This window comes from Ferdinandcohnia sp. FSL W7-1320, from assembly GCF_038050315.1.
Lineage (GTDB): Bacteria > Bacillota > Bacilli > Bacillales > Bacillaceae_L > Ferdinandcohnia > Ferdinandcohnia aciditolerans.
Genome location: NZ_JBBPAM010000001.1, coordinates 2,050,064 through 2,063,139 on the forward strand (window position 1 = coordinate 2,050,064; position 13,076 = coordinate 2,063,139).

The 13,076-nt window shown below is 36.3% G+C and carries 12 protein-coding genes; all 12 read left to right on the top strand.

The window, feature by feature from the left end; all coding sequences use genetic code 11:
- Window positions 1-15: 15 nt before the first annotated feature.
- The 12 genes from NST91_RS10340 to NST91_RS10395 all read left to right on the top strand — a co-directional run bounded on the left by NST91_RS10340 (window position 16) and on the right by NST91_RS10395 (window position 13,067).
- Window positions 16-1,200 (top strand): CCA tRNA nucleotidyltransferase, encoded by a 1,185-nt coding sequence (locus NST91_RS10340; protein ID WP_341331059.1) that lies wholly within the window; start codon window positions 16-18, stop codon window positions 1,198-1,200.
- Window positions 1,173-2,171 (top strand): biotin--[acetyl-CoA-carboxylase] ligase, encoded by a 999-nt coding sequence (locus NST91_RS10345; RefSeq protein WP_121448960.1) that lies wholly within the window; start codon window positions 1,173-1,175, stop codon window positions 2,169-2,171. Before NST91_RS10340 ends, NST91_RS10345 begins: the two co-directional genes overlap by 28 nt.
- Before the next feature lie 435 nt (window positions 2,172-2,606).
- Window positions 2,607-3,440, top strand: coding sequence for a 3-methyl-2-oxobutanoate hydroxymethyltransferase (panB, locus tag NST91_RS10350; RefSeq protein ID WP_341331060.1), 834 nt, complete (start codon window positions 2,607-2,609; stop codon window positions 3,438-3,440).
- A gap of 2 nt (window positions 3,441-3,442) precedes the next feature.
- Complete coding sequence (panC, locus tag NST91_RS10355) at window positions 3,443-4,288, top strand: pantoate--beta-alanine ligase (RefSeq protein ID WP_341331061.1); 846 nt, start codon at window positions 3,443-3,445, stop codon at window positions 4,286-4,288.
- A gap of 311 nt (window positions 4,289-4,599) precedes the next feature.
- The gene (gene panD / locus NST91_RS10360) at window positions 4,600-4,983 is read left to right on the top strand and encodes an aspartate 1-decarboxylase (protein ID WP_121448957.1); all 384 of its coding nucleotides are present in this window, start codon (window positions 4,600-4,602) and stop codon (window positions 4,981-4,983) included.
- Between the two features lie 60 nt (window positions 4,984-5,043).
- Window positions 5,044-7,812, top strand: a complete 2,769-nt coding sequence (gene dinG, locus NST91_RS10365; protein ID WP_341331062.1) for an ATP-dependent DNA helicase DinG — start codon at window positions 5,044-5,046, stop codon at window positions 7,810-7,812.
- 25 nt (window positions 7,813-7,837) lie between these two features.
- Window positions 7,838-8,692 (top strand): ComEC/Rec2 family competence protein, encoded by an 855-nt coding sequence (locus tag NST91_RS10370; protein WP_341331063.1) that lies wholly within the window; start codon window positions 7,838-7,840, stop codon window positions 8,690-8,692.
- Between the two features lie 213 nt (window positions 8,693-8,905).
- Complete coding sequence (locus NST91_RS10375) at window positions 8,906-9,076, top strand: DUF4264 family protein (RefSeq protein ID WP_121448954.1); 171 nt, start codon at window positions 8,906-8,908, stop codon at window positions 9,074-9,076.
- A 14-nt stretch (window positions 9,077-9,090) separates the two neighbouring features.
- On the top strand, window positions 9,091-9,564 hold the full coding sequence (locus tag NST91_RS10380) for a cell wall elongation regulator TseB-like domain-containing protein (protein WP_341331064.1): 474 nt from the start codon (window positions 9,091-9,093) through the stop codon (window positions 9,562-9,564).
- A 17-nt stretch (window positions 9,565-9,581) separates the two neighbouring features.
- Window positions 9,582-10,766 carry a pyridoxal phosphate-dependent aminotransferase gene (locus NST91_RS10385; protein ID WP_341331065.1) on the top strand — a complete coding sequence of 395 codons (1,185 nt, stop codon included), beginning with the start codon at window positions 9,582-9,584 and terminating at the stop codon, window positions 10,764-10,766.
- A gap of 165 nt (window positions 10,767-10,931) precedes the next feature.
- Complete coding sequence (gene asnS / locus NST91_RS10390; protein ID WP_341331066.1) at window positions 10,932-12,224, top strand: asparagine--tRNA ligase; 1,293 nt, start codon at window positions 10,932-10,934, stop codon at window positions 12,222-12,224.
- Window positions 12,225-12,356: 132 nt separating this feature from the next.
- A complete protein-coding gene (locus NST91_RS10395; protein WP_341331067.1) occupies window positions 12,357-13,067 on the top strand; it encodes a DnaD domain protein in 711 nt (236 codons plus the stop codon).
- Window positions 13,068-13,076: the final 9 nt, after the last annotated feature.

Genomic DNA, 13,076 nt, shown 5'->3' on the forward strand with positions numbered 1-13,076 from the left:
TAGGGGCTCACGACGATGGATGAATCTTTTGTAAAAGCCAAAGCAATTCTTACAACATTACATAATAATGGCTACGAAGCTTATTTTGTTGGTGGTTCTGTTCGTGATTTTCTCCTTCATCGTCCAACCGATGATATCGATATTGCAACCTCGGCATTACCAGGGCAAATCATCGATTTATTTCCAAAAACGATTGATGTCGGAGCCGTTCATGGCACCGTAATCGTTTTACACGATGGTGAACAATTTGAGGTGACAACATTTAGAACGGAAGAAGGTTATGAGGATTACCGTCGACCTTCACATGTGGAATTTGTTACTTCCCTACATGAAGATTTAAAAAGAAGAGACTTTACAATGAACGCTATTGCGATGACGATTAATGGAGAAATTATCGACCCTTTTGATGGAAGGAAAGCGATAAAAAAGAAAGTAATCCAAACAGTTGGTAATCCGACTGAACGTTTTCGTGAAGATGCGCTAAGGATGATGAGGGCCGTTCGATTTTTAAGTCAGTTGTCCTTTTTACTTTGTGAAAACACTCAATCTGCGATCATGGAAAATGCATATTTATTAAAAAAAATTTCAGTTGAGCGGATTACTATCGAATTTGAAAAATTACTTTCTGGTCCGAGTTGTCAGGCTGCATTTCCAATTTTAATTGAGACAAGATTATTTCAGTACATACCAGGATTAGAAGATGAAATAAAAGGGTTGAAAAACTTCCCTGCATACAAATGGAATCAATTGCAAGACAGATCTGAGTATTGGACACTTGTTAGTTATTTGTTGTCTAAAGAGGATCTTAAGTCGTTTTTAAGGCAATGGAAGCTTCCGAATAAAGTTGTGGATCAAGTTGTAAAAAATGTAGCTTGTATACAAAATGTCTTTCAAACTGGTTGGAACAATCGGCTATTATATGATTCTGGAGCGAAATGTGTCCAACAAGTTGAGAGAATTTTAAATGTGCTTGGATTTGGACAAGAAATATCACCATCAAAAGAATATGAAAAGCTGCCTATTAAGCAGCGATCAGAATTAGATATCACGGGTGAGGATTTATTAAATTGGTATAATCAAAAACCAGGTAAATGGATTTCAAATCTCTATATTAAAGTTGAAGATGGAATACTTGAAAACGAAGTGGTAAATAACAAGGTAAAAATAAAGGAGTGGCTTCTATCGTGCAATCAGAAATAAGAAAAAGATTGTTAGAGGTCTTCTCTAATGCTAACGGAGAATTTATTTCTGGTCAAAAAATTAGTGAGCAACTTGGGTGCTCACGTACTGCCGTTTGGAAGCATATTGAAGATTTACGAAACGAAGGGTATGAATTAGAGGCAGTTAGAAAACTTGGTTATCGTATAATCACGAAACCAGATAAAATTAGCGGCAACGAAATTCAATTGGGTCTGGAAACCGAGTTTCTTGGAAGAAATATTCATTTTGAAGAATCACTCACCTCAACGCAAAAAATAGCACACCGGCTATCGTATGATGGTGTAGTTGAGGGCACACTTGTCGTGGCTGAAGAACAAACAACTGGTCGAGGAAGACTTGACAGGTCCTGGTATTCACCAAAGCATACAGGAATCTGGATGAGCATGATACTAAGACCACAAATTCCACCTTCACAAGCTCCGCAATTAACACTTTTGGCGGCAGTAGGTGTAGTCCAAGCGATCCAAGAAGTAACAGGGTTAGAGCCTGATATAAAATGGCCAAATGACATATTAATCAATCATAAAAAGATTGTTGGTATTCTAACTGAACTTCAGGCAGAGACAGACCGGATTAATTCAGTTATTATTGGAATTGGCATTAATGTAAATCAAGAATTGAATCATTTTCCTGAAAGCTTACATTCAATTGCAAGCTCACTTGCAATTGAAAAAGGAGAAAAAATTGATCGCGCGAAGCTCGTTCAGGTAATTTTATTTAAAATTGAAAAACTGTATAAGGAATATTTACAACATGGCTTCAAGGCTGTGAAGTTATTATGGGAGAGCTATGCAACAAGTATCGGCAAGAGAATTGTTGCAAGAACACTTTCAGGTTCAATTGAAGGTAAAGCAATTGGAATCAATGACGAAGGTGTATTACTTCTAGAGGATGCGTCCGGAAAATTGCACCATATCTATTCAGCGGATATTGAGATTCCTGAAAAATAAAGTGTAGAAATAATATTGAATCTTTTATATAATTCAAAGTAATGGGTGGTATCCTGTCGGAACTGCACCAGTGACTTAAGTTTTACCAATGTCATTTACAATTATATTCTGCCTTGATCCATTGGACTGGGACAGAGGGATGAAATTTACCGAAAACATTCATGTTTAATCCTTCTTTCTCTTTATTGAAAGAAGGATTTTTTACTTCGTAATCAAATACGCCTTGGCGTATTTGTGCCCAATTTTTTTCGATGGTGTCTCGAAAAATTTCCTTTGAAAAATTGTGGCATCCGCCGGAGGCATTAACTTTATGCAGTCTCTACTGAATAAAGTTAATAAAAAACGTCCACGAATCGGTTTTTCATCTCCTCTTTTTAAGGACTCGAGGACAGCCTTAAGCAAGGCGAGCTTTAAAAGCCAAAAGGAGGAAAAATGATGAAACAAACAACAGAATTTTTAAAAATGAAGCAGAAGAAAGAGCCAATTGTAATGCTAACAGCTTATGATTATCCATCTGCAAAACTTGCAGAGGAAGCAGGGGTCGACATGATCCTTGTAGGTGATTCATTAGGTATGGTTGTATTAGGCTATGATTCTACTATTCCAGTAACGGTTGATGATATGATTCATCATACGAAGGCCGTAAAACGTGGTGCAAAGGATACTTATATTGTAACGGATATGCCATTCATGTCTTATCATGTCTCACGATCTGATGCCTTGAAGAATGCTGCTCGAATTATTCAAGAATCGGGGGCACATGCAGTTAAAATCGAAGGGTCAAATGATGTCATTTACACGATTTCAGCATTAACTGAAGCAGGAATTCCTGTAGTAGCGCATTTAGGATTAACCCCACAAGCTGTTGGTGTATTAGGTGGTTATAAGGTACAAGGAAAAGATGCAGAAAGTGCTAGACAGCTAATTGAGGATGCCAAAAAAGTGGAAAAAGCAGGTGCGATTGCTTTAGTTTTAGAATGTGTTCCTAGACAATTAGGTGAAGAAATTACAAACAGCATTTCAATTCCTACTATTGGAATTGGGGCTGGAAATGGTACAGATGGTCAAGTTCTTGTTTTCCATGATGTGGTTTCATATGGCGTCGATCGTGTTCCAAAATTCGTGAAGCAATATGCTTCAGTTAATAACCAGATTAAACAAGGAATCCAAGATTACATTACTGAGGTTAAAACCAAGTCATTCCCTGATGAAAAACATTCGTACACAATGAAAGAAGAAGAGCTTGCAAGCCTTTATGGGGGAAAATGAACATGAAAATTGTAACATCGATCAAGGAAATGCAGCAACATATCAAGACCTTAAAGCTGGAAGGAAAAAAGGTTGGATTTGTACCAACAATGGGGTACCTTCATGAAGGTCATTTAACATTAATGAATAAGGCAAGAAGCGAAAATGATGTATTAGCAGTAAGTATATTTGTAAACCCTCTTCAATTTGGTCCGAATGAAGATTTTGAATCCTATCCGCGTGATTTTGAAAGAGATAGCAAACTCGCAGAAAACAATGGTGTTGATATTTTATTTCACCCAAGTACAGAAGATATGTACCCAACCAAAATGTCACTGACTGCAAATGTTCAATCTAGAATAGATGTGTTATGTGGTAGAAAAAGAAATGGACATTTTGACGGAGTTGCAACAGTATTAATCAAATTATTTAATATTGTTCAGCCAGACCGAGCGTATTTCGGGTTAAAGGATGCTCAACAGGTAGCTGTGGTGGAGGGATTAATTACTGATCTTAATTTCCCGATTACGCTTGTTCCGGTGGAAATTGTCCGAGAAGAGGATGGGCTAGCAAAAAGCTCGCGTAATGTAAATTTAACTGCCAAGGAGAGGGCAGAAGCTACGAGATTATATGAAAGTCTTCAAATGGCTAAAACAGCTATCGAGAATGGCCAACGCAACCCAAGGGTAGTTGAAGAATTAATCATGAACCATCTTACAAAACATACATCTGGTGAAATCGATTATGTAGAAATATACAGTTACCCAGAGCTTGACGAGCTTTCGGAGCTAACTGGAAAAATCATTATTGCGATCGCTGTCAAGTTTACAAAAGTCAGACTTATTGATAATATAACTTTTGATGTATAAAAACGAGTTCAAAAGGAGGATGAAAAGGACCAAGAAGTTCGAGGCGGAGAAGTTTTGAGTAGCGGAACGTATGTTGTGTATACGTGAGCACAAGGAATGTTTCTTCATTGATTCCGCTTCGCACGTCGGAAAAGCGGGTTTTCTTTTCCAAGGAACGGAAAAACAAACCAACGAGCTTCTACAGGATGTAGTGACTTCGACGTTCGACACAGGACGTGTCGGTAGTTAGTCGAAGATCGTATACCGATGTGTCATTTTCACCGTACTTTTTGAACCACATTTTGAAATCTTTTGATTCAAGGGGGAGCATCATGTTCCGTACAATGATGAACGCAAAAATACACAGAGCACGTGTCACAGAAGCAAACTTAAATTATGTAGGTAGTATTACTATTGATGAAGATATATTAGATGCAGTCGGAATGGTTGCTAATGAAAAAGTTCAAATTGTAAATAATAACAATGGGGCTCGACTTGAAACATATATTATCCCTGGTGAGAGAGGAAGCGGAGTTTTTTGTTTAAATGGAGCTGCTGCTCGTCTTGTACAAGAGGGAGATGTCATTATTGTGATTTCGTATGCAATTGTACCTGAAGAGAAACTGTCTGAACATAAGCCTAGGGTAGCAATCATGAACGAAGAGAATCAAATTAAAGAATTACTTTTTCAAGAACCAGCTGCAACTGTATTGTAAAAAACTTTATAAGTACAACGCCCCCATATTGGGGGCGTTTGTGTTAGGAGGTGGGACTAAATGAAAAAACGCTTTGTCGTTGTAGACTTGGAAACTACGGGGAATTCTCCAAAGAAGGGTGATAAGATTATACAGTTTGCAGCTGTTGTCATTGAAGATGGAGAGATTATTGAAAGATTTGCAACTTTTGTAAACCCGAAACAAGACATCCCTGTTTTTATCGAGCAATTTACTGGTATTTCAAATGAAGTTGTTGCGAATGCCCCTGATTTTTCAATTGTGGCACCCGAAATTATTTCGATGTTTAAGGATTCCTATTTTGTTGCTCATAATGTTCCTTTTGACTATTCTTTTTTACAGGAGGAATTAGCCCAGTGCGGTTTTACGAAATTTCAATGTCTTACTATTGATACGGTTGAACTTTCTAGAGTAATGCTTCCATTGGCAGATAGCTATAAACTTGGACAGCTTGCAGAATCTCTTTCATTAACACATGAAAATCCACATCAGGCTGATAGTGATGCTGAAGTAACAGCAGAAATACTCTTAAAAATAGTACATAAAATTGAGCAACTGCCGTTGGTAACAATTCAAAAGCTTTATACCCTTTCAAATTATTTTAAAAGCGATATCCGTGAAATTTTGCGAGAGATTATAGATGATAGATCCAAACACGCAAAGCGTGAATCGAAATTTGACATCTATCGTGGACTTGCTCTGCGTAAAAAGAAAAAACAAAAGGGTAAAGCAAACCCAAAAAGTAATACATATACTGAGGTTTTTCATTCAGTGATTCACGATTTTCCATTTCGACAGGGACAGCTAGAAATGGTGCAAACAATTCACCATGCACTTGAAACAAACCAACACGCAATTATCGAAGCAGGTACAGGTATTGGGAAATCATTAGCATACTTGCTTCCAGCAGTTTATATCTCAAAAAAGAAGGGACGTTGTATGATTAGTACAAATACCCTTCAACTTCAGCAACAATTATTTGAGAGGGATGTCGCGAAATTGCGTGAAATCCTTTCGTTTGATTTCGAAGTTGCACTATTAAAAGGAAGAGGGAATTATCTCTCATTAAGAAGGTTTGAACAAATACTTTATGAGGACAGTGAAAACTATGATGAGGTCTTAGCTAAGGCTCAAATATTAGTATGGTTAACTGAGACCGAAACAGGAGACATTGACGAAATTAATTTGCCTTCAGGTGGCAAGCTTTTATGGGATCGTGTGAAAAGCACATATGAAAATCACGGATTTGAAGATACAATCTGGGAGTCAAGAAGTTTTTATAAAAAAGCAAGGGAATCTGCTGAAAAAGCGGATATATTGATTACAAATCATGCTTTGTTATTACAGGATCTGAGCTATGACTTTGAAATTCTCCCTTCTTACGACTATTTGATTATGGATGAAGCCCATCATTTTGAAACCCTTGCAAAGCGGCAGGTAGGATTTCATATTCATTACTTAATGATTCACTCTGTTCTGACGAGGATTGGTCTATTCGAAACAAACGATTTACTTAAGAAATCATCAAAAATAGTGGAACGGATTGGATACAATTCAGACTCATTTGAACGAGTGAACCAACTTTTAAAGGACATGAGAGCATCTGTTAATGAATTTTTCCGGATGATACGTAGTCATGCATTATCAAAACAATCGAATGAAAACCAAACGAATCGGATTCAATATGTAGTAGATCGAAATAATGAATCAGGTGAGTATTGGCAAGAAGCGATGGAACAACTGACAAAGTTGAGTATTTCAAAGAAAGAACTTTCTACAATGATTCAATACCAAAACGAGCTAATTATTCAAAATAAGTCAATGCTAACACCATTGCAATTAGGTTTATTTAATGATTATCTATTATGTTTCAATTTATTATTTGAAAAATGTGCTATTATCGAGAGTTTTTATGACGTGTTGGAAAATCAAATGGTTTGGATTGAAATCGATCCAAAGGGGCCTGTAAATTCGGCAACCTTATTTGTGGAACCCACAGATGTTTCTGAATATCTAGCTGACCACTTTTTTACTTTTAAGAAAAGTGTGATTATGACTTCTGCAACATTAACAGTGGATTATTCATTTTCCTATATTATTAAGAAGCTTGGCTTGACAGATTTTCAACCCATTACATTGACAATACCATCACCATTTGATTACGAACGTCAAGCAGTGATGATGGTTCCATCAACTGTTCCACTAATCAATTCTGTATCACAGGATGAATTTGTTGATTCGATTTCAGTTCATATAGCTGAAATTGCCAAAAAAACAAATGGACGTATGCTTGTTCTTTTCACTTCTCATGATATGCTCCAAAAAACATATATGAATTTAAAAAGAATGCAGCAACTTGAAGAGTTTGTGTTAATTGCCCAGAGTATAAGTGGCGGTAGTCGGGCAAAATTAACAAAGAATTTTCAGGCGTTTGATAAGGCAATTCTTTTAGGTACAAGCAGTTTTTGGGAGGGTGTAGATATCCCAGGTGAAGATTTAACCGCACTTGTTATCGTCAGGCTGCCGTTTACTGCTCCAAACGATCCAATTTTCGCTGTTCGCACAAAGGAAATTGAAGGAAAGGGTGGAGATTCTTTTAAGGAACTATCTTTACCTGAAGCAATCCTTCGATTTAAACAAGGTATTGGAAGGTTAATTCGATCTGAAAAAGATAAAGGGGTAATCTTTATTTTAGATCGTCGGATTATAACAGCATGGTATGGAAAAAAGTTCGTTTCATCAATTCCACAAATGAAATTGATTCAAAAACCTCTTCATGAGCTTATGGAATATGTTGAAAAATGGTTATAGATATTAATTCTTTGGAGGCTGATTTGTGAAATATATTAATCTGATCTTATTCATTTTTTTAACATTATTTACTTCAGGCTGGACAAGCGAAAATGTGCGGACTAATATAGAGAAAATTAATGTTAAATTATCCGAAGATGAGATTGCGATTACATTTTTAGACCTATCAAATGGTGAAGCAAGTTTGATCCATATACCAAATGGAGAGTTTTTCCTAGTGAATACCGGTGGGAACGGAACCAAAGAGGAACTTAAGGAGTACCTTGAAGTCTATGAAGTGAAAAAATTAACAGGCATTATTATTACAAAACAAGACACATTATATACTTCAAATTTAGACTGGCTAATACAACAATTCTCAGATGTACAAATCATCCAGGGAGCACATAATAAGCAAGAGTACTCCAAAAATAATATCGTTAAGTGGGAAAATCAAAAGACCTATAAACTAAGCTCTTTACTAGCTGCTGAAGTCATTCATGAAGACCAGATTAGCGAGAAGTCTCTTGGTATGGATGTATTATTCCGATTTGGTAATCATCAGGTTCTTTTTATGACCAGTGCTAATTCAGAATTAGAGCATCAAATGCTGTCAAATAAAGTGCTGCCCATAACAAATATTTTAAAGGTTGCGGAATTTGGCCATGCAAAGGGTTCAGGAGAAAAATTTGTGAATCATGTAAATCCCCAAATTGCGATTCTTTTTCATAAAAAAGGATCACTTCCTAGTTCAGATGTGTTAGAAAGACTAAATAGTAGTTGGATCGACATTTACTATACAAAACAGTTTGGCAGTGTCACCATCAAATGTACACAGACCGATTACGAAGTTTTTCCCATTTCGTTAAAAAGTGATCAACCAAAGGGAGACCAAGAATAAAAAAGACCTGTCAAAGACAGGTAAAGGCATGGGATTAGGAGTTAATTTTTTATTAAAAAATTATATTGTGAATGGTTATACACCTGTTATAATGATGTAAGGCAACTTAGTGTAGACAACTTCAACTGTAATGTTGTAGTACTTCTATTGTTGCCGTTAGAGAGATATCGTATGAGTAGAAAAATTTGTGATGAATGAAGGGAGAGCTCTTGCTTGGAAAGTAAGATAGAAATTCTATCGACTGTTAAGATTCAAAATACTCCTGATTTATATAAAATTGTTGATTTGTTAAATCGAAGTTTAAAACATGAGGATCTTATGTTTGGATTGGCACTCGATAAAGATGATCAAAATAAAGCAGTTTTTACAATTTATCGAACGTAAAGAAGTTGATTAAAATGAAAAAATGGATCATATGGATACTCGTCCTTCTCCTTATTATTATAATTTGGACAGGAATCGGCATTTATCAATCGGCATTGAAGCCATACAATAATGCTCAATCGAAGGGAAATGAAATTGCCCTCGAGAAGACAGTAATTGAGACAATTGATGATAGTTATACATATTTTGGAACGAAAGCGTATCAAGTCGTCATCGGTAAAAATGATGAGGGTGAAAAAGTGATTGCTTGGATTCCAGAAAAAAAAGGTAAAATAGTAACGCGATTTGAACGTGATGGAATCACAGAAAAAGAAGCAATTACTATACTAAAAAGGGAACGGGATCCACAAGAAATTCGTTCCGTCAAACTAGGGATTGAAGATAATATTCCGATTTGGGAAATTATTTATATAGGTAGTGATAATCGATTAACCTACCATAAATTGTATTTTGAAACTGGCAAATATCGCAATTCAATCAAACCATAATACGTGGGGGGAAAACCATGAAATTAGCAAACAGAGTAGCAGCATTAACACCTTCATCTACACTTGCAATTACTGCAAAAGCAAAAGAATTGAAGGCAGCGGGACATGATGTAATTGGACTTGGTGCAGGTGAACCGGATTTTAATACACCTGAACACATAATCGAGGCTGCAATCAAAGCAATGAAAGAGGGACATACAAAATATACACCTTCTGCTGGATTGCCTTCGTTAAAACAAGCAATTTGTAAAAAGCTTCTAAAAGATCAACAATTAGAATATAAGCCAAATGAAGTGATTGTTGGAACTGGTGCAAAGTTTGTATTATATGCTTTATTCCAAGTACTTCTAAATAAAGACGACGAAGTTATTATTCCTACTCCTTACTGGGTTAGCTATCCCGAGCAGGTAAAGCTCGCAGATGGTGTACCAGTGTATGTTGAAGGCAAAGAAGAGAATAATTTTAAAGTCACAGTAGACCAGCTGGAAGCAGCCATTACAAATAAAACAGTTGCTTTAGTATTAAATTCACCAAGCAATCCAACTGGTATGCTTTACTCAAAAGAGGAATTAAAAGCAATTGGTGAATTATGTGTGGAGCATAATATCTTAATTGTGTCCGATGAAATATATGAAAAACTCGTGTATTTTGGTGCTACTCACTATTCAATAGCTCAGGTAAGCGAAGAAGTGAAAGCAAAAACTATTCTTATCAATGGACTTTCTAAATCACATTCAATGACAGGTTGGAGAATTGGATATGCAGCTGGTCCAGTTGATATCATTAAAAGCATGACAGACCTTTCAAGTCATAGTGTTTCTAATCCAACTTCGATTGCACAATATGCATCGATTGCAGCTTATGAAGGTTCACAAGAACCTGTAGAAACAATGAGACAGGCTTTTGAACAAAGATTAGATGTTATTTATGATAAGTTAGTAAGTATTCCTGGAATTTCATGCAAAAAGCCACAAGGGGCTTTCTATCTATTTCCGAATGCAAAAAAATGTGCGGAACTGACAGGATATGATAATGTAGATGATTTTGCAAAAGCACTATTAGAAGAAGCACTTGTTGCTGTTGTACCTGGGTCTGGCTTTGGTGCACCAAACAACATTCGTCTATCTTATGCTACATCATTAGAACAGCTTGAAAATGCGATTGATCGTATTCGTAAATTTGTTGAGGAAAAGATGAAATAAAAAATTTATATGGGGATGGTTCAATTGGAGTTTATTCACTCTTGAACCATCCCCATGGTATTTCTTGCTTCATTATGACAAGATATGTATAATAAAGTAGGAATTTATACATAAGTGGCGATAATAACGCCAATGCGCATTTGATTGATTTTTGGAGGGACAATTGTGAAAACAACTATTTCAGAAGTTAATAAATTTGTTGGAGAAGAGGTTACAATCGGTGCTTGGTTAGCGAATAAACGATCAAGTGGAAAGATTGCCTTTTTACAACTTCGTGATGGGACAGGCTTCATACAAGGTGTCGTTGTAAAGGCGGAAGTGGATGAGGACGTTTTTAAAACGGCGAAATCAATCACACAAGAAACATCTTTATATGTAACTGGTGTTGTTAGGGAAGATGAAAGATCACCTTTTGGTTATGAACTAACGGTTACAAATATTCAAGTCATACATGAAGCAGTCGATTACCCAATTACGCCAAAAGAACATGGAACAGAATTCTTAATGGATAATCGTCACTTGTGGCTTCGATCAAAGAGGCAGCATGCTGTCATGAAAATCCGTAATGAAATTATTCGTGCAACTTACGAATTTTTCAATGACAATGGTTTCACAAAAGTTGATCCACCGATATTAACTGGAAGTGCACCTGAAGGAACAACTGAACTCTTCCAAACAAAATACTTTGATGAAGATGCATATTTATCACAAAGTGGACAACTATATATGGAAGCTGCAGCGATGGCTTTAGGAAAAGTATTTTCCTTCGGCCCAACATTCCGTGCGGAAAAATCGAAAACAAGACGCCATTTAATCGAATTTTGGATGATTGAGCCGGAAATGGCCTTCTATGAACATGAAGATAGCTTAAAAGTACAAGAAGAATATGTTGCACATATTGTTCAATCTGTCTTGAAAAACTGTCAATTAGAGCTGAAAACATTAGGCCGTGATGTATCGAAACTTGAAAAAATACAAGCACCATTCCCACGTATCTCTTATGATGAGGCTATTGAGTTTTTACATGAAAAAGGCTTTAACGACATACAGTGGGGCGATGACTTTGGTGCTCCACATGAAACTGCAATTGCCGAAAGCTATGAAAAACCTGTGTTTATTACGAATTATCCTAAAGGAATTAAGCCTTTTTATATGCAGCCAGCACCTGATCGTGATGATGTGGTGTTATGTGCGGACTTAATTGCTCCTGAAGGATATGGCGAAATCATTGGTGGATCAGAGAGAATTCACGATTATGACCTTATGAAACAACAGCTTGAAAAACATGGATTAACAAGTGAAGCGTACCAATGGTACCTTGAATTACGTAAATATGGTTCAGTACCACATTCGGGCTTCGGATTAGGCTTAGAGCGAACTGTAGCATGGATTAGCGGTGTTGAGCATGTTCGTGAAACAATCCCATTCCCACGCTTATTAAACCGTCTATATCCATAATTAACAATAGTAGGGACCTTCTTTAATAAGAGGGTTTCTTTTTTATTTTTTGAACAAAACCAACCCAAATATTTCTTTCTTATTGCTAATCGTAATCTCATGTTATACTAGGGTATGAAGAGGTGTTTATACATGAAAATGGATAAATTAGTTGATTTATTCGAACAAGGCAGTATTTCAATTCCGAAAATGTTAATGTCCTCGTATCGACATCTACAGCTTAATGAAGAGGAAATGATGGTCCTTTTCCATATCCTAACTTTTATGGATGGTGGAAATTTCTTTCCTACACCAATTGAAATCTCAAATCGCATGACAATTACAGAAGAAAAATGTATGGAAATTCTACGTCAGCTCATTCAACGTGGTTATTTAGAAATAAATGAAGGAAATGATGAAAATCGTATCATCTACGAAAAATACTCTTTACGACCATTATGGGAGAAAATGCTCCAACATCTTGTTCAACAAAATATGAATGAAGAGAAAGTAATCGAAAAACAACACGAAAAGGACTTATATAGTATTTTTGAACAAGAATTTGGACGACCTCTCTCACCATTTGAATGTGAGTCCTTAGCAATGTGGTTAGATCAAGACCATCATGATCCATCCATTATAAAAGCAGCATTACGAGAAGCTGTTATGTCTGGAAAGCTCAATTTCCGATATATTGATCGAATCCTCTTTGAATGGAAAAAGAACGGTATTCGTACCATTGAACAGGCTCAGAACCATTCTCAAAAGTTCCGGCAACACCAACATAAACAAAAACAATCTGAGCAACCTCAACAGGGAAATTACAAACGGACAATCCCTTTTTATAATTGGTTAGAGAGCTAAAGATAAAAA